Source organism: Nocardia sp. IFM 10818 (assembly GCF_054655275.1).
In genome coordinates, this window is sequence record NZ_BAAHJH010000001.1 from 1754448 (window position 1) to 1778269 (window position 23822).

Sequence of the window (23822 nt, forward strand, 5' to 3'; positions counted from 1 at the left end):
TACGTCTCGGACATGTCAGCCCAGCCCGTGCCGGTTCTTGAGCGACAACAGGTCTCGCAACGCGCGGTCCCGCCGCTGCAGCAACTCCTCCGCCGCGGTCTCACCGAGCTCCTCGGCAACCCCCGCCACCAGGCGCTCGATCAATCCGGGCGTCAGCTCCGGCGCACCCAGATCGGCCCACCAGTCGACCATCGGCGGCCCGAGATGCTCGAGCACATGCCCGAGCCCGCCCGGCCCGCCGGACAGATGCTGAGTAGCGAACGGCCCCAGCAGCGCCCACCGCAGCCCCGGCCCCGCCGCAATCGCGGTATCGATATCGGCCACCGACACTACGCCCTGCTCCACCAGGTAATACGCTTCCCGCCACAGCGCGGCCTGCAACCGATTCGCCACATGCCCCGGCAACTCCCGCCGAATCTGCACCGGCTCCTTACCCCAATGCCGCAACACCGCCATAGCAGCCGCAATGGCTTCCCCCGAGGTCTTCTCACCCCCGACCACTTCCACCAGCGGCACCAAATGCGGCGGATTGAACGGGTGCGCCACCAGCACCCGCTCCGGATATCGGCACACCTGCTGAAAGTCGCTCGGCGCGAGCCCCGACGAACTGCTCGCCAGCAACACCCCCGGCCCCGCCACCGCATCCAGCGCCGCAAAGATCTCCCGCTTCACCTCCAACCGTTCCGGCCCGTTCTCCAGCACCAGATCCGCGGCAGCGGCCGCCTCGGCGAGTTCAGGGGTGAAGCTCAACCGCTCCCGCCAGTGCGATACTTCCGCGCCGCTGTGCAGCCTTGCGCGAGTGGGCGCTTCGAGCGGACTGCCGCCTGCGCCGGGGGAATCCGCGACTCCGCCGGCGTCCTCGACGGTGTCGTCCGCCCCGAGGTCGGCCAGCAGGGCATTCATCGTGTCGGACAATGACTCCCGTGCACCAGGCGCGGGGTCGGTGGCGATCACGGTGAGCCCGCGAGCCAAGGCCAGCGCCGCCCAGCTCGCGCCGATCGAGCCCGCACCAACAATTGCCACGGTCCGCACTTCCTCGGCCGGGATCACAACGCCACCTTCTCTCGTGATGCTTCCTTCGTCATTCCGGCGTGCTTTTGGCCGGAATCCACGGCCGTGTGCGAGATCCCGGCCGAAAACCCGCCGGGATGACGGGTGTGGCTCGCGCCGGGATGCCTTATGAGGCTTGTGTTTACGTGCTCGGGTGTCATCACGGTGCAACCGCCCTTCGGTCTTCGGCGAGTGCGATGAAGGGGTCGAGAGCGGTGGGGACGGCGAGAGCGTCGCGACTGGCGACGGTGTCCGGTGCGGCGCCGAGGAGGATCCGCTTTGCGGGGAGTTCGAGCTTCTTGCCGGTGAGGTTTCTGGGTATCAACGGGATTTGGTGAATCTCGTCGGGGATGTGCCGGGGTGACAAGGAGGTACGCAGGACTCGGGTGATCCTCGCGCGGAGATCCGTGTCGAGGTGGCGGCCGGGCTCCAGGGCGACGAACAGGAGTAGGTCGCCGTTGCCGCCGTTCGGGTCTTCCAAGTGGACGACCAGGCTGTCGGCGATGCCAGTGATTTCCTCGACCACGCGGTAGAACTCGGCGGTGCCGAGGCGGACGCCGCCGCGGTTGAGGGTGGCGTCGGAGCGGCCGGCTACGTGGCAGGTGCCATTGGCGTTGAACTGGATCCAGTCGCCGTGACGCCAGACGCCGGGCCAGCGGTCGAAGTAGGTGGAGCGCAGACGGGTGCCGTCCGTGTCGCCCCAGAAGGCGACGGGCATGGACGGCATGGGGGAGGTGATGACGAGTTCGCCGAGTTCGCCGGTGACGGGGGCGCCGGATTCGTCGAAGGCGTGGGCGTCGACGCCGAGGCAGCGGCCGGAGATCTCACCGGCGTGGACGGGGAGGAGCGGATTGTTCTGCACCAGGCCGGAACACACGTCGGTGCCGCCGCTGCCGACGTTCAGCTGGACGCGGGGGCCGAATTGGTCGCGGATCCAGGCGTAGCCCTCGGGCGGGAGGGGCGCACCGGCCGAGCCGATGACGCGGAGGGGGAGGTTCAGGTCGCCGGGCCGCAGTCCCGCCTTGCGGGAGGCCATGATGAATCCGGGGCTCGCGCCCATGATGGTGGCGCGGGTCCGCTGGGCGAGGCGCCACTGCCAGCCCACATCGGGATGCATGGGGTTGCCGTCGATCATGACGATGGAGGAGCGGGTGAGAAGCCCGGAGACCAGGGCGTTCCACATCATCCAGGCGGTGGTGGTGAACCACAGCATGCGGTCCTCGGGGCCCATGTCCCAGGAGAGCATGTGATTCTTCAAGTGCTCCAGCAGGATTCCGCCGTGGCCGTGCACGATGGCCTTGGGTTTGCCGGTGGTGCCGGAGGAGAAGAGGACGAAGAGCGGGTGGTCGAAGGGCACCGGCAGGAACTCCGGTGTGCCGCCGGGGGCGGCCGCGAGCAGGGCGGGCCAGTCGAGGGCGTCGTCGACACGCCATGTCCCGTATCGAATGTCGGCCACATGCCGCACGCTGGGCAGTTCGGCGCGGATCTCGGCAATCTGGGTGCGGCGGTCGATGTCCTTGTCGCCGTAGGCGTATCCGCCCGCGACCAGCAGGACTTCGGGTTCCAGTTGGGCGAAGCGGTCGATCACGCTGCGCGGCCCGAACTCCGGGGCGCAGCTCGCCCAGATCGCGCCGAGGCTCGCCGTCGCCAGGAAGGCGATCAGGGGTTCCGGTGCGTTCGGCAGGTATCCCGCGACCCGGTCGCCGGGGCCGACGCCGAGGTCGCGCAGGACATTGCGCGCCCGCGCCACCTGATCGCGCAACTGCCCGAAGGTCAGCTCGATATCCGGCCGGGTCTGCGAAATGCCCAGCACCGCACTGCGATCGGTATCGGCTTCGGTGCCCATGGCGTGTTCGGCATAGTTGAGCAGCGCGCCGGGGAACCACCGTGCGCCCGGCATGACCCGTTCGGCGAGCACGCTGTCGTACGGCGCATGGCTGATCACGCCGCCGAATTCCCAGATGGCGGACCAGAATCCGGGGAGATCGGTGACCGACCACGGCCACAGCTCGTCGTGACCGTTGAACTCGAGTCCGCGATGCTCTCGCAGCCAGCTCAGAAACTGCCCGACCCGGCTGTGTTCGAGCACATCGGCCGGTGGCGACCAGACGATATCGCCCTGTTCGATGCTCATGCGGGCTCCTCGGTGACCTTGGCAGCGCGCCCGGCGAGGAAATCGCCCATGCGGCGCTTGGCGTCGTCACTGCCCGAGGCAATGGCCGCCATGAGCGATTCCATGAGGTATCCCTCCCGCGGATTGGCTTCCGCGATGCGCGGCAGGGCTTGCAGCACCGCGTAATTCGTCTGCGGGGCATTGCCGGCAATGCGTTCGGCCAGTTCGAGCGCCTTGGCGAAACCGGTCCCGGCGGGCACCGCGTACTGCGAGAGTCCGATGGCGACGCCCTCCTGCGCGTGGTATTTCCGCCCGGTGAGCATCATGTCCGTCATGCGGGCCACGCCGATGAGCCGCGGAATCCGCACGGATCCGCCACCGCCGACGAACAATCCGCGCATGCCCTCGGGCAGTGCGTAGAACGTGGAGTCCTCGGCCACCCGGATGTGCGCGGCGGCGGCCAATTCCAGCCCGCCGCCCACGACCGCGCCCCGCAGCGCCGCCACCACGGGCACCCGCCCGTTCTCGATGACGTCGAAAACCCGGTGCCATATTCGCGAATGCGCCACCGCGTCGAGCGTGTTCCGCTCGGTCATCTCCGCCAGATCCAGTCCGGCACAGAAATGTTCGCCGTCGGCCGTGATGACCGCCGCTCGCACATCGGGTCCCAGCGAGGTGAAGAACCGCTCGATGCCCAGGATGGTGTCATCGCTGAGCGCATTGCGCTTGTGCGGCCGGGCCAGCGTCAATACCGCCACGCCGCCCCTCATGGCGGCGCGCAGGGTATCGGGCAGGGTGACGGCGGAGAGCGGTCGGGGCGGGTGCAACGAATCCTCCGAAGCAGCAGATCATCAGGTTTCCTGATAATGCATCAGGTTTCCTGACGATGCAAGATCCTGCTTGAATGGCCGTGTGACCGCTTCCGATGAGCCGGCCCCCGCCACGCTGCTGTACCTGATCAAGCGCCTCGAACTGGCCAGTCGCGCACAGCTGGACGCCCTGCTCAAGCCGTCGGGTGTGACGGCCCTGCAGTACACCGCGCTGTCCGTGCTGGAGCGGCGGCCCACCATGTCCTCGGCGGATCTGGCGCGGGCGTCGTTCGTGCGGGCGCAGTCCACCTCGGATCTGATCGGCGCGCTGGAGCGGCGCGGGCTCATCGAGCGCGCCGTGGACCCGGCCAATCGGCGGCGGCTGCTCATCAGCCTCACCGATGAGGGGCGAAAGTTCCTGGCGCGGTACAACCCTCGCGTCGCCGATATGGAAGAGCGCATGGTGGCGGAATTGAGCGCGGAGGAGCGGCGGGTCTTCCGCGAATTCCTCGTCACGAGCCGTCGGGCGCTGAGTAAGGACTCCGACGCCTGACCGAGGCCGCATCCGGCCGCTCGCATTCGCGGGTCTTGAGTCGCCGACGCCTGCGCGTTAGTTTGTGCGTATAGCAACCATATGTTCGCATAGCGCACATATTCTCTAGGGAGTGAGTATGGCCAAGATCCAGTCCTTGGCTGCGGCGGTCGCCGAACTCGTCCACGATGGCGACACCGTCGCCTTGGAAGGGTTCACCCATCTGATCCCGGTGGCCGCCGGGCAGGAGATCATCCGGCAGCGGCGGCGCGAGCTGACGCTGGTGCGCATGACCCCGGACATCGTCTACGACCAGCTGATCGGCGCCGGCTGCGCGCGCAAGCTGGTGTTCTCCTGGGGCGGGAATCCCGGCGTCGGCTCGCTGCACCGGTTCCGCGATGCCGTGCAGCAGGGCTGGCCGGCGCCGCTCGAGATCGAGGAGCACAGCCATGCGGGCATGGCCAACCGGTATGTGGCCGGCGCGGCCGGGCTGCCGTTCGCGGTGCTGCGCGGCTACGCCGGAACCGATCTCCCGACGGTGACCGACACGATCAAGTTCATCGACTGCCCGTTCACCGGCGAGCGGCTGGCCGCGGTGCCCGCCCTCGAGCCCGATGTCACGATCATTCACGCCCAGCGCGCGGACCGGCACGGAAACGTCCAGCTCTGGGGCCTGCTCGGGGTGCAGAAGGAGGCCGTGCTGGCGGCGCGGCGCAGCCTGGTCACCGTGGAGGAGATCGTCGAGGAGCTGACGCCGGTGCCCGGCGCCATCGTGCTGCCCGGCTGGGCGGTCACCGCCGTGGCCGCGGTACCCGGCGGGGCGCATCCGTCCTACGCGCAGGGCTACAGCGAACGGGACAACGTCTACTATGCGGCATGGGACGCGATCGGCCGCGACCGTGACGCCTTCACCGGCTGGCTCGACCGGCACGTCTTCACCACCACCGGGAGCCCGGCATGACACTCACCGATATCGAATCCGCGACCGCCGCGCCGGAGTACACGGCCGACGAGATGATGACCGTCGCGGCCGCGCGGGCGCTGCGCGACGGCATCCGGTGCTTCGTCGGCATCGGCCTGCCCTCGACCGCGGCCAATCTCGCCCGCACCACGCACGCGCCCGGACTGGTCCTGGTCTACGAGTCGGGGACGCTCGGGTCGAAGCCGGATCGGCTGCCCGCCTCCATCGGCGACGGGATCCTCGCCGAGACCGCGGACGCGGTGATCAGCGTGCCGGAGGTGTTCAACTACTGGCTGCAACCGGGGCGCATCGATATCGGTTTCCTCGGCGCGGCGCAGATCGACAAGTACGGCAATATCAATACGACCGTCATCGGCGGGGATTACGCGGACCCGGGCGTACGGCTGCCGGGTGCGGGTGGTGCGCCGGAGATCGCGGCCTCCTGCGGCGAGGTGTTCGTGGTGGTGCGGCAGTCGCGGCGATCGTTCGTCGAGCGGGTCGATTTCATCACCTCGTTCGGGCACGGGCGGGGTGACGGCGAGCGGGCGCGGCTCGGAATGCGCGGGGCGGGACCGACTTTGGTGATCACCGACCTCGGTGTCATGCGGCCGGATCCGTCCGGGGAACTGGTGTTGACCGCCGTCCATCCGGGGGTGACGGTGGAGCAGGTGCGAGCTGCCACCGGCTGGGAGCTGCGGGTCGCGTCCGAGCTGACGGCCACCGAAGCGCCTACCGCCGAGGAACTTTCGGCGCTGCGCGCACTGCAGGCGGCGTCATGAAACAGGCATTTCTCTACGACGGCATCCGAACTCCATTCGGCCGCTTCGGCGGAGCGTTGAGCCGGGTGCGGCCCGATGATCTGGCCGCGCATGTGCTGCGGGTGCTCGCCGAACGCGCCGGGCTGGACCCGGAAACGGTGGACGAGGTCGTGCTCGGTGCGGCCAATCAGGCCGGGGAGGACAATCGGAACGTGGCGCGCATGGCCGCGCTGCTGGCCGGGTGGCCGACGACAGTTCCCGGAACAACGGTGAACCGGTTGTGCGGTTCGAGCCTGGATGCCGTCATCCAGGGCGCCCGGATGATCGAAACCGGGGATGCGGCAACGGTTGTCGCCGGCGGCGTGGAATCCATGAGCCGCGCTCCGTGGGTGATGGCCAAGCCCGCCAAGGGCTTTCCCGCCGGAAACGAGACCCTGCACTCGACCACGCTCGGCTGGCGGCTGGTGAATCCTGCCATGCCCGGGAAGTGGACGGTCTCGCTGGGCGAGGGCACCGAGCTCCTGGCCGAGCGTTACGGCATCGGCCGCGCGGCGCAGGACGAATTCGCCGCGCGCAGTCATCAATTGACGGCGAAGGCGTGGGACAGCGGGTTCTACGACGATCATGTCATCGCCGTGCCCGGGACCGACCTGGCCCGGGACGAATCGCTGCGTCCGGCGACGACCGTCGAGACGCTGGCGGGGTTGAAACCATCCTTCCGCGGCGACGGCACGGTCACGGCGGGCAATGCCTCACCGCTCAATGACGGCGCGTCGGCATTGCTGCTGGGTGACGAAACCCTCGCCGAGCGAATCGGTTTCGCGCCCATGGCCCGGATCGCCGGGCGCGGCGCCGCCGGTGTGGATCCGGACGCCTTCGGCATCGGGCCGGTGGAGGCGGCGCGAATGGCGCTGCGGCGCGCGGGCATCGGCTGGGAGGATCTCGGCGTCGTCGAGCTCAACGAGGCGTTCGCGGCGCAAGCGCTGGCCTGCCTGGCGGAGTGGCCCGCGCTGGATCCGGCCATTGTCAATGTGAACGGCGGCGCCATCGCCCTCGGGCATCCGCTCGGTGCGTCCGGCGGCCGTCTCGTCAATCAGCTGGCTCGCGAGATGCGGCGCAGCGGCAGCCGGTGGGGGCTGGCCGCGCTGTGCATCGGGGTGGGTCAGGGTCTTGCCGTGGTTCTGGAGGCCGCATTGTGACAATCCTTACCAGCCAGCAGCTTCCGATCTATCAGTCGGACGGGGCGGATACGCATCCGCCGCTGGATTTCCCGGACTACAAGTCGACGGCGCTGCGGCATCCCGAGCAACCGCTGGTGCTGCTGCCGCAGACGCTGACCGAGATCACCGGTCCGGTGCTGGGCAACGGCCTGGTCCGGCCCGGCGACCACGATCTCACCTATCAGCATCGTGGCGATCCGATCGGCCAGAAGATCCTGGTCTTCGGCCGCCTGCTCGACGGCGACGGCCGGCCCATTCCCGACTCGCTCATCGAGATCTGGCAGGCCAATGCCGCGGGGCGCTACCGTCATCTCGGCGATCGCTGGGATGCGCCGCTGGACCCCAACTTCGACGGCGTGGGCCGCACGCTCACCGACAAGCAGGGCCGGTACGAGTTCGTCACCGTCAAACCAGGCGCGTATCCCTGGGGCAATCACCACAATGCCTGGCGACCGGCGCACATTCACTTCTCGGTCTTCGGCCGCGCCTTCACCCAGCGCCTCGTCACCCAGATGTACTTCCCGGACGATCCGCTGTTCGGCCAGGATCCCATCTACAACGCCGTCCCGGAAGCCGCCCGCCCCCGGCTGATTTCGCGCTTCAGCCTGGAACGCACCAAGCCGAACTGGGCGCTGGCCTTCGAATTCGACATCGTGGTGCGCGGGCGGGCCGCCACCCCGTTCGAGGAGCCGCACGATGACTGAGACCGCATTGCCCGGCACGCCGTCGCAGACCGTCGGCCCGTATCTGCACATCGGATTGGATTGGGGCGATGACGGCCGCCTGGTGGTGCCTGAGGGCACGCCCGGGGCATTCTGGATTCGCGGCGCGGTGTTCGACGGCGCGGGCGAGCCGATTCCGGACGCCATGATCGAAACCTGGCAGGCCGATCCGGACGGCGGTTTCGATCATCCCGACGATCCGCGCGGGCGCGTGCACGGCTGGCGCGGGTTCGGCCGCAGCGACACCCGCCTCGGCGAATTCGCCATCCACACCGTCCATCCCGGCGTGGTGCCGGACCGCGACGGCCGGCCCCAGGCCCCGCACCTGGACGTCTCGGTCTTCGCGCGCGGCATGCTGAACCGCGTGGTCACCCGCGTCTACTTCCCGGAGCACGCGGACCGCCACGACGCTGATCCGGTGCTGGAATCGGTGCCGCCGCACCGCCGTCCGACGCTGGTCGCCCAGCCTGCACCCGGCGGATACCGCTTCGACATCCGCATTCAAGGCGAGCATGAAACGGTGTTCTTCCATGTCTGACGGGTTGTTCGACGGCGTGCTCGCGGCCGGACCGGTCGCCGAGCAGGTGAGCGACCGCGCCTGGGTGCAAGCCATGCTCGACTTCGAGGGCGCGCTGGCGGGCGCGTCGGCCGCGGCGGGCGTCATCCCCGCCGAGGCCGCCCGCGCCATCGAAAGCCGCTGCCGCGCAGAGCTGTACGACATCCCCGCGCTCGGCGAACGCGCCGTGGGCATCGGCAACCCGGCCGGACCGCTGGTGCGCGCACTCACCGCCCGCGTCGGCCCGGAGGCAGCCGGATACGTCCACCTCGGAGCCACCAGCCAGGACGTCATGGACACCGCGGCCATGCTGGTGACCGCTCGCGCGCTGGCCGCGCTGCGCAACGACCTGCGCGCCTGCGCCGACCGGCTGGCCGACCTCGCCGAAACCCACGCGACCACGGTGCAAGCCGGTCGCAGCCTGCTGCAGCAAGCGCCCCCGGTCACCTTCGGCCTCACCGCCGCGAACTGGCTCTCCGGCCTGATCGCGGCCCTCGACCGCCTCGAGGCCGTCCGCGGCCGCCTGGCCGTCCAATTCGGCGGAGCCGTCGGCACCCTGGCCGCCCTGGGCGACAAAGGCATTCCCGTACGCGCCGCCCTCGCCCGCCGCCTCGATCTCGCCGAACCCGCCCTGCCCTGGCACACCGAACGCAGCCGCATCGCGGAGGTCGCCGCCGCCCTGGGCCAAACCTGCGGTGCAGTCGCCAAAATCGCCCGCGACCTCACCCTCCTGGCCCAAACCGAGGTCGCCGAGGTCTTCGAACAGGGCCCGCCCGGCACCGGCGGCTCATCGACCATGCCGCACAAGCGAAACCCGGTCGCCGCGGTCCTCGCCGCCGCCTCCGCCGGCCAGGCCCCCGCCTTGGTAGCCGCCCTACTGGGAGCCAGCGCCCACGAATACCAGCGCGCCGCCGGCTCCTGGCACGCCGAATGGCGCCCCTACACCGAACTGCTCCGCACCACCGGCTCCGCAGTGCACTGGCTCCGCACAAGTCTGGACCGGCTCCGGGTGGACTCCGAGCGCATGCGGACCAACCTGGACCTGACCGGCGGCCTGCTCCTGGTGGAAAACGTGGCCATAGAACTGGTTTCGGCCTCACACGGCGACCTCGGCAGGCAGGCCGCCGCCGACCTGATCGCAGCCCGCTGCGCCCCCACCGCCCCCAGGGCCGAAGACTCACCTGCTGCCGTGGGTGAAGGTTCGCCTGCTCTTGTGGGCGAAGGCTCGACCGCGCCCGTGGCCGAAGGCTCGCCCGCCCCCGTGGCTGACGATTCGCCCCGTCATTCCGGTGTGCTTTTGGCCGGAATCCACCACGCGGGTGAGGATCCCGGCCAAAAGCACGCCGGGACGGCGAGCGGGGCTGCCGGGATGCCGAGCGGGGCTGCCGGGATGGCGAGCGGGGCTGCCGGGACGGCGAGCGGGGCTGCCGGGACGGCGAGCGGAGGTGCCGGGACGGCGAGCGGGGGTGTCGGGACGGCGAGCGGGCCTGCTGTGCAGTTGAGCGGGGTGGGTGAACTTGCTGCTCGGCTGGCTGCTGATCCGGTGATCGGGAAGTACCTGGGGCAGGAGCGTATTCGGGAGTTGCTGGATCCGGCGCGGTATCTCGGGTCGACGGCGGAGTTCATTTCGGGGGTGCTGCGGGAGTGGAAGGAGCGGGGGCGATGACCAGGGCCGGTGGGGTTGTGCGGCCGTGTGGCGACGAGTGGAAGGTGGTCGGGTGGTGAGTGTTTCGGTGAACTTTGTGGCCGAGGGGCCGGAGGGTGGGCCGGTCGTGGTGCTCAGCGGGTCCATCGGGAGTGATCTGCGGATGTGGGGGGCGCAGGTCGGGCCGTTGACCTCGGCCGGGTATCGGGTGATCCGGATGGATCATCGGGGGCACGGCGGGTCGCCGACGCCGGAGGGGCCCTACAGTCTCGCGGATCTGGGTGGGGATGCGGTGGGGCTGTTGGATCGGCTGGGGGCGGAGCGGGCGCATTGGGTGGGGCTGTCGCTGGGCGGGATGGTGGGAATGTGGTTGGGGGAGAACGCGGGGGAGCGGCTGGCGTCGTTGACGCTGTGCTGTACGTCGGCGGAATTGCCGCCGGTCAATTGGGCCGATCGGGCGCGGATCGTGCGGGAGAAGGGGATGGGGTGGCTGGCGGAGACGTCGATGAACCGGTGGTTCACGGCGGGATGGCAGCGGGACAACCCGGAGGGGGTGCGCTATTTCAGCGCGATGGTGGCCAGCCAGTCCGTCGAAGGCTACGTGTCCTGTTGCGCCGCAATCGAAACCATGGATATCGCGGCGGGGCTGGGCGGGATCGCGACGCCGACGCTGGTGATCTCCGGGGCGGATGATCCAGCGACCACCCCGGAGGACGGGCACAGGATCGCCGCCGCCATTCCGGGGGCGCGGTTCGAAATCGTCGGTCCCGGCGCGCATCTGGCGACCACCGAGGCCGCGGCGCAGGTCAATCCGCTGATTCTGGAACATCTGAAGGAGAATTCGTGAGCGAGCGCGCGGAACAGGGCATGACGGTGCGCCGTGAGGTGCTGGGCGACGCGCACGTGGATCGCGCCGTGGCGCGCACCACCGAGTTCACGCGACCCTTCCAGGAGTACATCACCGAGGCCGTGTGGGGCTCGATCTGGACGCGTCCGGGCTTGGACAGGCGGACCCGCAGTTGCGTTACGCTGGCCGTGCTCACCGCCCTCGGGCGGCACGAGGAGATCGCCATGCACGTGCGCGCCGCGCTGCGCAATGGCCTCACCTCGGAGGAGATCGCCGAAGTGCTGCTGCACACCGGCGCGTACGCGGGCGTGCCCGCCGCTAATGCCGCCTTCGCGATCGGGCAGCAGGTGCTGGCCGAGATCGCGGCGGAGCGTTCGGGCGAGGAGGATCGATGACCGGTGAGCCGGACGGTGCGGAGGACACCGCGGCGGACGACACCGCGCGGGGCGCACATTATGTGCAGTCGCTGGAGCGCGGGCTCGCGGTCATCAAGGCGTTCGGTGCGCACAGCCCGCAGCTGACGCTCTCCGATGTCGCCCGCTCGACCGGGCTCACCCGCGCCGCCGCCCGCCGCTTCCTGCTCACCCTCGCCGACCTCGGCTACGTCCGCACCGACGGCAAGCGCTTCTCGCTCACGGCCAAGGTGCTGGAGCTCGGCTACTCCTACCTGTCCAGCATGACCCTGCCCGAGGTCGCGCAACCGCACCTGGAACAGCTCTCCGCGCAGGTGCGCGAATCCAGTTCGGTCTCCGTGCTGGACGGCTCCGACGTGGTCTACGTGGCGCGCGTCGCCGCCTCCCGGATCATGACCGTGAGCATCAATATCGGCACCCGCTTCCCGGCCTACGCCACGTCGATGGGACATGTGCTGCTGGCCGGTCTGCCCGCCGCCGAACTGGACGACTACCTGCGCGAGACCACCCTGGACCGCTTCACCGCCAATACCGTCACCGACCCGGCCGCCCTGCGCGCCGAGCTGGAAAACGTGCGCTCCCAGGGGTATTCGATCGTCGACCAGGAATTGGAGGAGGGCCTGCGCTCGGTGGCAGTTCCGGTGCGCGATGCGACCGGCGCGGTCGCCGCCGCCGTGAACATCTCCACCCACGCCACCCGCCGCACCCTCGACGACATCCACGCCGAGCTGCTGCCGCGATTGCGGACCGCCGCGCAGGCCATCGAACGCGATCTCGCCGCCGCCAAACCGATCACCCGCCTGGGCTGAGCTCGCCGATCACCCGCCGCACCCGTACGAGCGGATCCGCCCGCCGCACCTGTACGAGCGGATCCGCCCGCCGCACCTGAACGAGCGGAACCGCCCGCCGCACCTGTTGAACCAGCAGGTCCGCTCGCCGCAGCGGAACCAGCAGGTCCGCCCACCGTGGCTGAGCCGCACGTCGGCCCGCCGTAGTTGAACCGCAGGTTCGCTCGCCGTGGTTGAACCGGCAGGTCCGCTCGCCGCGGAATCAACCGCGCACCGGTGCGTTGGCATTGGGCATGAGCTCGGTGCTGCGACAGACTCGCTTCTCGATCCTGGACCGTTCGCGCCGCCGGCAGGGTCAGACCCATCCGGAGGCGCTGCGGGAGACCGTCGAGTTCGCGCGATTGGCCGAGCGCTGGGGCTACCACCGCTTCTGGGTCTCCGAACACCACAGCGTGCCCGGCGTTTCCGGCTCCGCGCCCACGGTGCTGGCCGCCGCCGTGGCCGCGGCCACCGAGCGCATCCGGGTCGGCACCGGCGGGGTCATGCTGCCCAACCATCAGCCGCTGGTGGTGGCCGAACAGTTCGGCGTCCTGGAATCGCTGTACCCCGGGCGCATCGATATGGGCCTGGGCCGATCGGTCGGCTTCACCGACGGCGTCCGCCGCGCTCTCGGCCACGACAAGCGCGATGCCGAGGACTTCGACGCCCAGCTCGGCGAACTCCGGGACTACCTCAGCGGCGGCCGGCGGGGCGTGCACGCCTGGCCCGCCGAGGGCCTGCGCATCCCGGCCTTTCTGCTGGCCGTCGGTTCCGGCGCCGAGCGCGCTGCCCGCTTCGGGCTGCCCTTGGTGATCGCCCAGCTCGCCGGCGAGGACGCCATGGTCGAGGCGATCGACCGGTACCGCGCCGACTTCCGGCCCGGATACTGGGGCGCCGAACCCTATGTGGTCGTCTCGGCCTCCGCCGTCATCGCCGACACCCGCGAGCAAGCCCACCGCCTGCTCCTGCCCGAGGCGTGGTCGGCCGCCTACTCCCGCACGCACGGCGAGTTCCCGCCCCTGATCGCGCCCGACCAGATCGACCGCGAGCCCATGACCGAGCGCCAGCGCCGCCTCTTCGAGGAGTCCCTGCGCGGCCACATCCACGGCCCCGAGGCCACGGTCACCGCCGCCCTGGAGGGCCTGGTCGCCCGCACGGGCGCGGACGAGATCCTGGTGCACACCAGCACCTACGATCGCGCGGCCCGCCTGGAATCGCATCGCCGTCTGGCGGAGGCGGTGGGACTGCTCGCGCCCGTGCCCGCGGCCGGCTGAAATTCACGCGGCTGTCGGACCCCTGTGCTTGGATCGGTTCATGTCCTACGTGGTCGATCCTCGTGTCGACGCCTACATCGACGCGCTACCGGAATGGCAGCAGCGAATCTGCCACGAGGTGCGGGATCTCGTGCATTCCGCCGATCCGGAGGTCGAGGAGACCATCAAGCGGACCGTGCAGCCGTATTTCGTGCTGCAGGGCAATATCTGTGCGCTGCTGGCCGCCAAGACGCATGTGAACGTCTTCCTCTACGACGGTGCGATCGTGCCCGATCCGGAGGGAATCATTACCGGCGGGCACGACAACAAGACCGCGCGCACGGTGGCCGTCAAGGAGGGCGAAAAGCTCAATGCCCCTGCGCTATTGGCGATGTTCGAGCAGATCATCGCGAACAATCGCGCGGGCGGCTGGCGCAAGCTGAAGGGCTGATGCCCGTCAGCGCCGCATGGTGACCGCCACGCCTTTCCCGGCGCGCCAGTGCTGGATCACCAGCAGTTCCGCGGCTTCGTCCACGGAGGTGAGCACGACATCGGTCAGGTCGAGCCGGAAATCGTGAACACCCGGCGGCGACCCGAAAGCCGCCTTCTCCGGCCCGGTGATCTCGACCGCGACACCCATCACCTTGGCATCGCCCTCGCCGGGATGGGCATGAATCGCGCACCGCCCGTCACGTCGCAGATCGGCCGCCTTCCTCGCCCCGGGCATGGACCCGAACATGAGATCCGGCCCGATGAACTCGACTTCCGAACCACTCACCCGCGGCGCGCCGTCCCGCCGCAGGGTCGCCAGCACATGGGTCTTGTGCGCCTCGAACCGCAGCCTGACCTGCGCCGCCAATTCCGGTGCCGCACTCTCGAACTCCTGCCACGTCGCCATGGAAACAGCCTGCCACCGCCCCCCGACAAGTCCGCCTCAGTTCACCTGCACGGTGTGCTGCCCGATGAGTTCCTCCACCGGTCGCCCGCCCTCGCCCCGCCTCGGCGGTTCGGCGCCGTCGAAAATGGCATCCAGCACCACCCATAGCTCGGGGAATTCGGAGTGCGTGGAGTTCGCGTTTCTCGACGGGGGTGTTGTCGGAGTACGCGACTCCAAGAACCCGACCGGCCCCGCGCTGGTCTTCGCCCCCCGGCGAGTGGGATGCCTTCACCGCCGGGCTCATCGACGGCACATTCCACTCCTAGCCGATTTGAAACGTCATCGACCGGGAACTGGTGGCGGACCCTTCTCGGGTTTTGCCGCCACCAGTTCCCGGTCGATGGTGTTTCACACCCTGGCTGGTGCGGGGGCGGTTCAGTCGGCGACGTAGCGCAGTAGGAATGCGGTTTCGAAGTGCCTTGTCTCGGTCAGGCGGAGTTGGAGGTGCTTGTCCAAGGGCGGGAAAAGTGGTGTGCCGCCGCCGAGTACCACGGGGGAGACGAACAGTTGGTACTCGTCGATGAGGTCGTGGGGGATCAGGGAGGCGGCTAGGTTCGCGCCGCCGACTTCCATGACGCCGTCGCCTTCGGACTTGAGTTTGCGGACTACCTCTACGGCGTTCTCGCTGATCAGGGTGCTGTTCCAGCCGACTTCGGTGAGGGTGCGGGAGAAGACGAACTTGGGTTTCGTCGTCCAGAGTTCGGCGAACTCGCGCTCGATGGGCGGCGCGTCATCGGCCACGTGCGGCCAGTAGTCGGCCATCAGCTGGTACAGGCGGCGGCCGTGCAGGGAGATCTCGAGTTCGCGGAATCTGTCGTTGTGGAACTGGTGCAGCTCATCGTCGGGGTTCGTCCAGTCGATGCTGCCGTCGCGGTCGTTGATGTATCCGTCCACGGACACGCCGAACGTATAGATCAGTTTCCTCATGACCGAGTAGACCCCGTGCGGGCTCGAAACTCATCGGATTTCGCCGGGGCGTTTCACTCCCAGCGGGCGGAATCCGGATCTACGCCGTGGGCACGGGCATTCGCGACGATGATGTCGTGGAACCACGCGCACAGGCCGGGTTCGAGGGCGTCGTAGAAGTCGGCGTAGCCGGGCTCCTCGAGGAACATTCGGGCCATGCAGGACTGCATGGAGAGGGTGCAGTCGAAGTACCGGGACATCAGGGCGCGGTGGCGTTCGGCGAGGGTGTCGGCCTCGGCCGAACCGGGGGAGACGCCGTCGCGTTTGGCGGTGGCGAGGTCGGCGTGGAAGGCATTGGTTTCGGCGGTGATCCGGGTCCAGTCGGCGGGGGTCCAGCCGGCGGTGCGGTCGGCCCACTGTGACCATTGCGCGCTGTCGCCCCAGCGTTGTTCGGCTTCCTCGATCCAGGCGGGCTGCCAGTCGTCGCCGAAGATCTCGACCTGTTGGTCGGGGGTCAGCTGCATGCCCTTGGCCGAGGCCTCGAGCATGCGGTCCACCGCGCCGACCATGTTCTCCAGGCGGGAGATTCGCTCGAGGAGTTCTTCGCGCTGGCGGCGCAGATGCGCGCGGGCATCGGTGGCGGGATCATCCAGGAGCTCGGCGATCCGAGCCAAGGGGAAGCCGAGTTCGCGATAGACGAGAACGCGGTGGATGCGGGCGACGTCGGCGGGCGCGTACAAGCGGTATCCGGCCGAAGTGCGGTCGCTCGGCTGTACCAGGCCGATCACGTCCCAGTGGTGCAGGGTGCGCACGCTGAGGCCGACGAGGGCGGCCGTGCGGCCCACGGTGAGCCCGTCATCGGCGGATTCGCCGAGTGCGGGCCGTTCGGGGGCACGGGAGCCGGATGTCATCGGCCCAGTATCGCGTATCGGCCGCAGCGCCCGACCGCCGTGCGTGGGGCCGGGCGCTGCGGCGGTGAGAACACGGCCGGGGCAAGCCCGATAGGGGGAGCACACGGCTGTCGCAGCTCACACGGCGCTGACCCGGATCTCACATGAGCGTGCCCGCCACATATTCGGCGGCGCGGGCCAGCAAAGCCTGGTCGTACGCGGCGCCCTTGGCGGACTTGCTGGACATGATCGCGATGACCAGCGGCGCGGAGCCCGGCGGCCAGGCGATGGCGATGTCGTTGAGCGTGCCGTAGTCGCCGGTGCCGGTCTTGTCGGCCACGGTCCAGTCCTGTGGAAGCCCGGCACGAATGCGCTGCGCACCGGTGAGAGAACGCTCCAGCAGGTCACGCAGGAATGCGCGCTTGTCCTCGGGGAGGGCGTCGCCGAGCACCAGCTTCTGGAAGTCGGTGCCGAGCGCGCGGGGCGTGGTGGTGTCGCGCGGATCGCCGGGCGTGGCCTCGGTGATGAGCGGCTCGACGCGATCCATGCGCGTCACGGAATCGCCCAGGGTGCGGGTGTATTCGGTGAGCCGCTCGGGGCCGCCGAGATCACGCAGCAGCAGATTGCCCGCGGTGCCGTCGCTGTAGCGGACGGCGGCATCGCACAAGTCGCGAATGGTCATGCCGGTGGCCACGTGATCCCGGGTGATGAACGAGCTCTTCATGAGATCGGCCTCGGTGTAGGTCACGACGGTATCCAAGTGCGACAGCGGGTTTCGCTGCAGCACCGCGGCGGTCGCCAGCGCCTTGAACGTCGAGCAGAACGCGAAGGACTCGTCGGTCCGGTGGGTGAGGGTCGCGCCGGTCCCGGTCGCCAGGGCGTACACGCCGAGGCGAGCGTCGAATTGGCGCTCCAGCTCGACAAGCCGTGGATGATCGGCCTCGGCCGCGACCGCCGTCGTGGCAGTGGCCATCGGCGGCGCACTCGGGGTCTCTGTCCTCGCGCACGCAGCCACCGGCAACAGCAGCGCCGCCCCCAGCAGTGCGCGGCGGCTGACAATCGGCGAGCTCATCACTGGTCCTCCCAGAAGTAGCAGCCTCGAGTGGGACGTTTTCCTCGTCATTCCGGCGTGCTTTTGGCCGGAATCTCATACGACGTGGTGGATCCCGGCCAAAGCACGCCGGGATGGCAGGTGGGATTTGTGTCTACGCGCTTAGGCTTCTCGTGCCCGGCGCGCCAATTCGACTGTCGCGGCCCGCAATTCGCCGATGCCATCGATCGGCGCGAAGTAGCCGACGCGGGTGACCGCGACCCCGCGCGGCGTCTGCACCCGCAGATCCAGGCCGTACCGGTCGGCGCGCTCGCACACCGCGCCGGTGGCATCGGGATACCCGCCGAAGGCGTGCGCCATCTCGAGCAGGGCATCGGCGTGATCCTCATTGAGATGGGTGACCGCGCGCTGTGCGTTCGGAATGATCGGATCCGGGGCGGCCGCGGAATACTCCGCCGCGGTGGCGGAATCCATCCGCCCGTAGCCACCGACCCAGCGGACCCGCTCCACGCGCAGCACCCACAGCGTGAAATCGCTGTAGTCGATGTAGTACTCGGCCGCGGGAACGGCCGCCAGATGCGCCTCGCGGGCGGCCTCGGCCCGCGCGCCCTCGGGTCGCTCCACGACGCCGGCGAGGGTGACCCGCGCGCCCGCGAGCGGATCGGCAGGTCCCTCGGGAGCGACGATCGCCAGGCTGGCGCGGGGATCGTCGAGCAGATTGCGGCCGTGCTCGGCCAGGCGCGAGACGCACAGCACCGGCTGCCCCTCGCTCAGACCGTAGGCGACGAACGACGCCCACGGTGCGCCGTCGGCGGTCAGCGAGGCGAGCGTCGCCGTATTCGTGGACGCCGCAACCGTTTTCGCCTCCTCGGCCGGGGTAGGCCGGACGGCATTGGCCACCGCCGTCAACGGGGGCGGGGTCGAGGGAGCGTCGCCGGGGTCACCGTGGTCGAGAGTCATATCCCGAGGCTACGCGGCAGGCCCGGCGGGATCACAAGGGCTGGAATCCGGCTCCCACCATGCCCAGGCTGTCGATCTCGGCGAGCACCGCGGTGATCTGATTCGAGACATCCGGCTCGTGAATCGGATTGCCCGGACCGGTGCAGGCCAGCTCGCCCGATCCCTCGGGGCTCACCCCGGCATTGATCATGCCCACGAGCTGATCGCCGCGCAGCACCGGTCCGCCCGAATCACCGTGATTGGCGCATACCTGGGACAGGAACTCGTCCGGATACGCATCCCACACCACGCCGCAGGTGAATCCGGTGGTGCGGCCGTTCTTGCACACGGTCTCCCACGCCGCGGCGGGCGCGCCGATGCTCGCGACCGTCGACGGCCCGACCTGCCGCACCGGCGTCACCCGCTCGGGATCGAGTTGCACCACGGCCCAGTCGTGGCCGGCATCCTTGATCGCCACGAATCCGATCGGCCCGGCCTGCGGCGTCGCCTCCGCCCACACCCGGACTCCGGCGTCCTCGGCGCAGTGCCCGGCGGTAATGCCGACCAGCTGCCCGGTCCGGTCGTAGCCGACGGTGGTCATGGTGCACAGCGCCACCAGCCGGGGATCCCCGGTCTGCAGGGCGATGCCGGAGCCGCCGCCCACGACGGCCGGCGGATTCGCCTGCGCCGGTGCGACGGTCAGTCCGGCCGCGGTCAGGGCCATGGCCCCGCCTACTGCGATCTTCGTGGCGAAACCTGTCGTGAGAACCATGCCCACTCCCTTCGGCCGACGCACGCGATGACCCGGGCAACGCTATTTGCTGAAAAATAGCTGACAAGTTCAACACACCGGTTGTGGGTCAACTGTGATGCCGCGCGGACCTGGCCGGTAGGCGAAGATGGGTCGGTGACCACCGAGAAAGACCGTCCCCGCCCGCCCGTGCTGAGCGCCTCCATTCTGGTGCTGACCCTGGCGCGGAAGGTCGAGACGGAACTCGGGGCCGCCCTCGCGCCACTGGATCTGACCGTCGCCCGGCTCGCGCTGCTCGGGCATATCTCGGGTGTGCCGGGTGCGTCGTTCAGTGATCTGGCGCGCATGTCGGGAACCAGTGTGCAGAGCGTGCACACGGCGGTGAAAGCGCTGGTGGCCGCGGATCTGGTGCGCGATCGCACCGCGCGCGCGGGATCCGCCTCGACGATCGAGCTCACGCCCAAGGGGACTCGTCTGCTCGGTAAGGCGCGCAAGGTGGTGCTGGAAGTGGACGATCGTTTGTTCGGTCCGGAAGCGGATCCCGTCCAGCAGCAGGTCGGCTCGGCCATTGTCACGGCCTTCGTGAACTCGCTCGAGTCCTGATCGCGGTTGCCTCGCGGTCGCGGGGCCGCTCCCCGCAGCCCACCCTTCAACTTGCCTGAAGGCCGGTGCTAGTCTGCACGCATCATGAAGCTTCAGCTGTATTGAAGGTGGAAGGTTCCGTGGAACATCTCCTGCTGTCCGTCCATGTGGTCGCGGGCATTGTCTTCGTCGGCGGTTCGGCCGTCGCCGCCAGCCTGTTTCCCCGCTACGCACCCGTCCTCGCCGCGCCGGCCGCCGACGGTGAGCCACCCGTGGAGTCCGAGCGCAACCCGGCGGTCGCCCGCGCCATGCATCGAATCACCGGCAGCTACGCCATCTTCGGGCTCATCGTCCCGGGCGTCGGCATCGCGCTGGCCCTCGCCCAGGACCGCATGGGCGAAATCTGGATCACCATCGCCATGCTGCTCACGGCCATTGCGGGCGGCCTGCTCGCCGGCCTGATCCACCCGCTGCAGCGCGACGCCCTCCGCGAACCCGACGACGGGAAACAGCTGCGCCGCCTCGGCATGTGGGCGGGCATCTACAACCTGCTGTGGACCATCGTCGTGGTGCTCATGATCGTCCGCCCCGGTTCGTGACCACGAGGTGGCCGCCGCATTCGAGTGAACGGCTAGGACGGCGCCGCGGCCCGGCGGATGCCGCCCGGAGTGGCTCCGGCCATGCGGGTGAAGGCCCGGCTGAAGGCGGCCTCGGACTGGTAGCCCATGGTCGCCGCCACCGCCGCGACGGTATCGCCGTGTGCGAGCCGGGTGCGGGCGGCTTCCATTCGGCAGCGCGTCACATAGCGCATGGCGGGTTCGCCGACGAGTTCGGTGAAGCGGGCCGCGAAGGCCGAGCGGGACATGGCGGCCTCGCGGGCGAGGGTCGCGACGGTCCAGGGCGCGCCCGGGTCGCGGTGAACGGCGCTGATGGCCCGGCCCAATTGCGGATCCCGCAGGGCGCCGAGCCATCCCGTGCGGGCGGCGGGGGCCTCGGCCAGCCAGGCGCGGATGGCCTCGATGACGAGGACGTCCGCCAGTCGCACGGTCACGGCCTCGCCGCCGGGGCGCATGTGGCGCAGCTCGGCCGCCATCAGCCGCAGCACATCGCGGACGCGCGAATCATCCTCGCCGCCGGGGCGATACAGGATCGGCGGCAGCACGTCGAGCAGGCGGCCCACCGAGGGCTGCTCGAAACTCACTACGCCGCATATCATTACGGTGCGCGGGCCGTCGCCGCCGCAGTACAGGATCGAATAGCGCTCGCCGAACATGCGCTGCGGCAGTTCATCTACGCGCCCGGTCGCCGGGGCGCCGGGCTCGCTGCGCAGCCAGTGGCCGCGGCCGTGCGGCACCAGCGCCATATCCCCGGCGCGTAGCTCCACCGCTGGTTCGTGCTCGACCTCGAGCCGGCATTCGCCCTCGGCGACCACGTGGAAGGCCAGGCAGTCCGGGTACGGCGGAATCTCGAGCGCCCATGGCGCGCCCGCATCGGTGTGCGAATAGAACACGCCCTGCATCCGCACCGGGAACAGGGCCTCTCCCAACGGATCCCGGGAAACCCGGGGAGCCACCGCGACTGGACGATCGAGCACAGATCCGAGACTAACCGTCATGGATCATCCAGTCACGCCTTCATACCGTGGAGATATCACTTCTCCACTCGAAGGAACACCATGAAAATCCTGGTCCTGGGCGCTACCGGCGGCACCGGCGCGGCGGTCGTCGCCGAACTCCTCACTCGCGGCCACGATGTCACCGCCTTCTCCCGCCACGCCGAAACCCTGCTCGACTCCCGCACCTCCCCGTCCCTCCGCGCCATCACCGGTGATGCCACCGACCCCGCCGCCGTCGACAGCGCCGTCGCCGGTCAAGACGCCGTTGTCATCGCGCTCGGCATCACCGAAAACCCCTTCCGCGTCCGCCTTCTCGGCCCCGCCCACACCCCCATGGAAGTCCGCTCCCGCGGCACCGCCACTGTGGTCGCGGCCATGCGCCGTCACAATGTCCGCCGCCTGCTCGTCCTCAGCGTCTACGGAATCGGCCCGACCGCAGGCAAACTCCGCATGATCGACAAGATCTTCTACCCCCTGGTCATCGGCAACCAGGTGGCCGATCACATCCGTCAGGAGGAAATCGTCCGCCGCAGCGGCCTGGACTGGACCATCCTGCAACCCGTCCACCTCAGCGACGAGGACCCCGCCCCCGCCCTCGTATCCCCGACCGGCGAGGTCGGCGGCTGGCACGTCCCCCGCGCCGCCGTGGGCCGAGTCTTCGCCGACGCCCTCGAAAAGTCCACCTACATCGGCGAATCCATAGCGGTCTCGGCCGCCGCCCCCCGACGCTGATCAGTTCATCCGCCCGCCATGCGCACCGGATCACGCCCCGGCTGCGATCATGGCGGGCGCGAACCCCCACGCCGAACACACCGCCAAATCTCCCAACCAGATTTGTCGAACATATGTTCTATCGTGCGGTAGGCTGCTGCCCGTGAAGACACATTCGACCGCGCTGGCGCCGAATGCTCCAGCACCAGGATGGCCGGACCTGGCCGACGTCGACCTGCTCCGCACCCTCGTAGAAACCGAACGCCGCCGCCGTCGCCTCGACGCCGCCATGCGCGCGGCCGTAGCCGAAGCCGAACGCCGCGGCCTGGCCGCAGACACCGGCTACCGCGACACCGTAGACCTCCTGACCGACCTCCTGCGCATCAGCACCCAAGAAGCCCGCCGCCGAATCGAATACGCAACCCCCCAGCCCCGCTCACGCCCCAGAAAAGTATGGCGGGTCCTGGCAGCAGCAAGCTGAGGCCGCGCCCCCGCCCCCTGTCCGTAGGTCCCACCTGCTTCCGGTCCGTCACACCGGCGGAACGAACACAGCGGCCCGGCTGTCCAGCAGGCGGCGGATCTCCTCGTCCGGATACGGGGTGCTCCGGCTCTCCTGTTGGAACGAACGCATGAACACGGTCATCGCCGCGGCGACCGGCGCGTGCCGGGTGAGGACCGCGGCAGCTCCCTCGGGAATGCCCTCCGGCGGCTCGCCCGCGGCGATGGCACGCACCATCGCGGCGCGTGCCTCCCGGCCTTGCAGCCCGTACAGAGCGGTGAGCAGCCAGTTCACCAGATAGGTGACTGTGAAGCCGCGGTCGTAGCTCTGGTTCCGGTCGAAGAACGCGCCCTCCTCCGGCGAAAGGTCGAACGCCGAGGACAGCGCCAGGCCGTAGTCGCCGAAGTAGAGGCGTCGACCGTCGGTCAGGATGTTCCAGAAGTGCGCGTCGAGATGCAGCAGCCCACGGCTGTTCATGAACGCGGTGCCGGCGGCCAGTTCCCGCTCCACCATGGCGCAGGCCCGGTCGGCAGCCTCATCGCCCGCCTCGATCCGAGCGTTCAGCCACTCGTGCAGCGTGTGCGGGATGTACTCCAGGAACAGCGCGATGCTCGCCGAAGCCTCCCGCAGAGCCTCGATCCGATGCCGCACCTGCGCTCGGCCACCCCAGTAGGCGACGGCGCGATCGATGTCGGCGAGCTCGGCCGGCAACAGCGTCGCATCCGGCAGCACCCGCCAGTGATACATCAGCGGAAAGCCCTCGAATTCAGCAGCGAGCACCCAATTCGTCGTCATGGTGTGCACCGCGAGCTCGCGCCAGGCCCCGAAGCCCGCGCCACCGACGAGGCCGACGCCGTAATGATGGAACAGCGGCAGGCCGAACAGATTCGCCGTGGACCGAACGTGTTCGGCTTGCCGTTCCAAATCGGTGAGGGGCACCCGCTTCACGAAAACCGGGGTTCCGGCGACCTCCAGCAACGCCGACTTCCCGCCGATCCCGGCACCGAGCGGCGCTGCCGCATCCACTAACCCCCACAACGCATGATCGCTGTACAGCGCCAGCGCCGTGGATACGGCACGGTAGACGCGCAACCGCTCCGGTCGGGACACGTCACGGTCTCTCGCCGCGTCGCGCGATATGGCCTCCCTGCCGCGCACAACCACAATCCCCCTGTCGCACTGACGATTCCATCGCAATCAACAGTCAGCCTATCGCGATCCCTGACCTGCCATAA

28 protein-coding genes are annotated in these 23822 nt (G+C 69.3%); 17 read left to right on the forward strand and 11 right to left on the reverse strand.

The window, feature by feature from the left end:
* Positions 1–15: 15 nt before the first annotated feature.
* From ACYQ5L_RS07760 to ACYQ5L_RS07770, 3 genes are all read right to left on the reverse strand, one after another.
* Entirely contained in the window at positions 16–1023 is a 1008-nt protein-coding gene (locus ACYQ5L_RS07760) for a 3-hydroxyacyl-CoA dehydrogenase NAD-binding domain-containing protein (RefSeq protein WP_459956664.1), read from the reverse strand.
* Positions 1024–1210: 187 nt separating this feature from the next.
* On the reverse strand, positions 1211–3184 hold the full coding sequence (locus tag ACYQ5L_RS07765; protein WP_459956666.1) for an acetoacetate--CoA ligase: 1974 nt from the start codon (positions 3182–3184) through the stop codon (positions 1211–1213).
* Positions 3181–3990, reverse strand: a complete 810-nt coding sequence (locus ACYQ5L_RS07770) for a crotonase/enoyl-CoA hydratase family protein (RefSeq protein ID WP_459956668.1) — start codon at positions 3988–3990, stop codon at positions 3181–3183. Before ACYQ5L_RS07770 ends, ACYQ5L_RS07765 begins: the two co-directional genes overlap by 4 nt.
* 85 nt (positions 3991–4075) lie before the next feature.
* Here ACYQ5L_RS07770 and ACYQ5L_RS07775 point away from each other — a divergent pair, with 85 nt between their 5' ends.
* The 12 genes from ACYQ5L_RS07775 (at position 4076) to ACYQ5L_RS07830 (ending at position 14157) form a co-directional block, all read left to right on the forward strand.
* Entirely contained in the window at positions 4076–4525 is a 450-nt protein-coding gene (locus ACYQ5L_RS07775) for a MarR family winged helix-turn-helix transcriptional regulator (protein ID WP_459956670.1), read from the forward strand.
* A 118-nt stretch (positions 4526–4643) separates the two neighbouring features.
* Positions 4644–5465 (forward strand): CoA transferase subunit A, encoded by an 822-nt coding sequence (locus tag ACYQ5L_RS07780; RefSeq protein WP_459956672.1) that lies wholly within the window; start codon positions 4644–4646, stop codon positions 5463–5465.
* Positions 5462–6244, forward strand: a complete 783-nt coding sequence (locus ACYQ5L_RS07785) for a CoA-transferase subunit beta (RefSeq protein WP_459956674.1) — start codon at positions 5462–5464, stop codon at positions 6242–6244. The genes ACYQ5L_RS07780 and ACYQ5L_RS07785 overlap by 4 nt, the downstream gene beginning before the upstream one ends.
* Positions 6241–7422 (forward strand): thiolase family protein, encoded by a 1182-nt coding sequence (locus ACYQ5L_RS07790; RefSeq protein WP_459956676.1) that lies wholly within the window; start codon positions 6241–6243, stop codon positions 7420–7422. The genes ACYQ5L_RS07785 and ACYQ5L_RS07790 overlap by 4 nt, the downstream gene beginning before the upstream one ends.
* Positions 7423–7424: 2 nt before the next feature.
* Positions 7425–8147: a protocatechuate 3,4-dioxygenase subunit beta gene (pcaH, locus tag ACYQ5L_RS07795; RefSeq protein ID WP_459963350.1), complete on the forward strand. Its 723-nt coding sequence runs from the start codon at positions 7425–7427 to the stop codon at positions 8145–8147.
* On the forward strand, positions 8140–8703 hold the full coding sequence (gene pcaG / locus ACYQ5L_RS07800) for a protocatechuate 3,4-dioxygenase subunit alpha (RefSeq protein ID WP_459956679.1): 564 nt from the start codon (positions 8140–8142) through the stop codon (positions 8701–8703). Before pcaH ends, pcaG begins: the two co-directional genes overlap by 8 nt.
* On the forward strand, positions 8696–10387 hold the full coding sequence (gene pcaB / locus ACYQ5L_RS07805) for a 3-carboxy-cis,cis-muconate cycloisomerase (RefSeq protein WP_459956681.1): 1692 nt from the start codon (positions 8696–8698) through the stop codon (positions 10385–10387). Before pcaG ends, pcaB begins: the two co-directional genes overlap by 8 nt.
* Positions 10388–10442: 55 nt before the next feature.
* The gene (gene pcaD, locus ACYQ5L_RS07810; RefSeq protein WP_459956683.1) at positions 10443–11213 is read left to right on the forward strand and encodes a 3-oxoadipate enol-lactonase; all 771 of its coding nucleotides are present in this window, start codon (positions 10443–10445) and stop codon (positions 11211–11213) included.
* Positions 11210–11608 carry a 4-carboxymuconolactone decarboxylase gene (gene pcaC, locus ACYQ5L_RS07815; protein WP_459956685.1) on the forward strand — a complete coding sequence of 133 codons (399 nt, stop codon included), beginning with the start codon at positions 11210–11212 and terminating at the stop codon, positions 11606–11608. The genes pcaD and pcaC overlap by 4 nt, the downstream gene beginning before the upstream one ends.
* Positions 11605–12435, forward strand: a complete 831-nt coding sequence (locus ACYQ5L_RS07820; RefSeq protein ID WP_459956687.1) for an IclR family transcriptional regulator — start codon at positions 11605–11607, stop codon at positions 12433–12435. The genes pcaC and ACYQ5L_RS07820 overlap by 4 nt, the downstream gene beginning before the upstream one ends.
* A 281-nt stretch (positions 12436–12716) precedes the next feature.
* Positions 12717–13727, forward strand: coding sequence for an LLM class flavin-dependent oxidoreductase (locus tag ACYQ5L_RS07825; protein WP_459956690.1), 1011 nt, complete (start codon positions 12717–12719; stop codon positions 13725–13727).
* Positions 13728–13767: 40 nt separating this feature from the next.
* The gene (locus ACYQ5L_RS07830; RefSeq protein ID WP_459956692.1) at positions 13768–14157 is read left to right on the forward strand and encodes a DUF1801 domain-containing protein; all 390 of its coding nucleotides are present in this window, start codon (positions 13768–13770) and stop codon (positions 14155–14157) included.
* A gap of 6 nt (positions 14158–14163) precedes the next feature.
* Here ACYQ5L_RS07830 and ACYQ5L_RS07835 read toward each other — a convergent pair whose 3' ends face one another.
* Positions 14164–14604: a pyridoxamine 5'-phosphate oxidase family protein gene (locus ACYQ5L_RS07835; RefSeq protein ID WP_459956694.1), complete on the reverse strand. Its 441-nt coding sequence runs from the start codon at positions 14602–14604 to the stop codon at positions 14164–14166.
* 124 nt (positions 14605–14728) lie between these two features.
* On the opposite strand from ACYQ5L_RS07835, the gene ACYQ5L_RS07840 reads away from it, so the two are divergent.
* A complete protein-coding gene (locus ACYQ5L_RS07840) occupies positions 14729–15034 on the forward strand; it encodes a DUF397 domain-containing protein (protein WP_459963351.1) in 306 nt (101 codons plus the stop codon).
* On the opposite strand, the gene ACYQ5L_RS07845 is transcribed toward ACYQ5L_RS07840, so the two are convergent.
* The 5 genes from ACYQ5L_RS07845 to ACYQ5L_RS07865 form a co-directional block, all read right to left on the reverse strand.
* On the reverse strand, positions 15019–15570 hold the full coding sequence (locus tag ACYQ5L_RS07845) for a dihydrofolate reductase family protein (RefSeq protein ID WP_459956696.1): 552 nt from the start codon (positions 15568–15570) through the stop codon (positions 15019–15021). The two genes, ACYQ5L_RS07840 and ACYQ5L_RS07845, sit on opposite strands and share 16 nt — an antisense overlap.
* A gap of 53 nt (positions 15571–15623) precedes the next feature.
* Complete coding sequence (locus tag ACYQ5L_RS07850) at positions 15624–16460, reverse strand: MerR family transcriptional regulator (protein WP_459956698.1); 837 nt, start codon at positions 16458–16460, stop codon at positions 15624–15626.
* Between the two features lie 139 nt (positions 16461–16599).
* Positions 16600–17511, reverse strand: a complete 912-nt coding sequence (gene bla / locus ACYQ5L_RS07855) for a class A beta-lactamase (RefSeq protein WP_459956700.1) — start codon at positions 17509–17511, stop codon at positions 16600–16602.
* Between the two features lie 141 nt (positions 17512–17652).
* Positions 17653–18450 (reverse strand): HugZ family pyridoxamine 5'-phosphate oxidase, encoded by a 798-nt coding sequence (locus tag ACYQ5L_RS07860; protein WP_459956702.1) that lies wholly within the window; start codon positions 18448–18450, stop codon positions 17653–17655.
* Positions 18451–18481: 31 nt separating this feature from the next.
* Positions 18482–19201: a S1 family peptidase gene (locus ACYQ5L_RS07865; protein WP_459956704.1), complete on the reverse strand. Its 720-nt coding sequence runs from the start codon at positions 19199–19201 to the stop codon at positions 18482–18484.
* Positions 19202–19336: 135 nt separating this feature from the next.
* Here ACYQ5L_RS07865 and ACYQ5L_RS07870 point away from each other — a divergent pair, with 135 nt between their 5' ends.
* The gene (locus ACYQ5L_RS07870; RefSeq protein ID WP_459956706.1) at positions 19337–19783 is read left to right on the forward strand and encodes a MarR family winged helix-turn-helix transcriptional regulator; all 447 of its coding nucleotides are present in this window, start codon (positions 19337–19339) and stop codon (positions 19781–19783) included.
* Positions 19784–19902: 119 nt separating this feature from the next.
* Positions 19903–20361 carry a hypothetical protein gene (locus ACYQ5L_RS07875; RefSeq protein WP_459956708.1) on the forward strand — a complete coding sequence of 153 codons (459 nt, stop codon included), beginning with the start codon at positions 19903–19905 and terminating at the stop codon, positions 20359–20361.
* 32 nt (positions 20362–20393) lie between these two features.
* On the opposite strand, the gene ACYQ5L_RS07880 is transcribed toward ACYQ5L_RS07875, so the two are convergent.
* Entirely contained in the window at positions 20394–21356 is a 963-nt protein-coding gene (locus ACYQ5L_RS07880; protein ID WP_459956710.1) for an AraC family transcriptional regulator, read from the reverse strand.
* 81 nt (positions 21357–21437) lie between these two features.
* Between ACYQ5L_RS07880 and ACYQ5L_RS07885 the strand changes: the two genes are divergently transcribed.
* Together ACYQ5L_RS07885 and ACYQ5L_RS07890 are read left to right on the forward strand one after the other, a co-directional pair.
* Positions 21438–22109, forward strand: coding sequence for an NAD(P)-dependent oxidoreductase (locus ACYQ5L_RS07885; RefSeq protein WP_459956712.1), 672 nt, complete (start codon positions 21438–21440; stop codon positions 22107–22109).
* Positions 22110–22251: 142 nt separating this feature from the next.
* Complete coding sequence (locus tag ACYQ5L_RS07890) at positions 22252–22569, forward strand: DUF222 domain-containing protein (protein ID WP_459956714.1); 318 nt, start codon at positions 22252–22254, stop codon at positions 22567–22569.
* Between the two features lie 48 nt (positions 22570–22617).
* Here the strand turns inward: ACYQ5L_RS07890 and ACYQ5L_RS07895 are convergent, their stop codons facing one another.
* Positions 22618–23697, reverse strand: coding sequence for a protein kinase family protein (locus ACYQ5L_RS07895; protein ID WP_459956716.1), 1080 nt, complete (start codon positions 23695–23697; stop codon positions 22618–22620).
* Between the last annotated feature and the right edge of the window lie 125 nt (positions 23698–23822).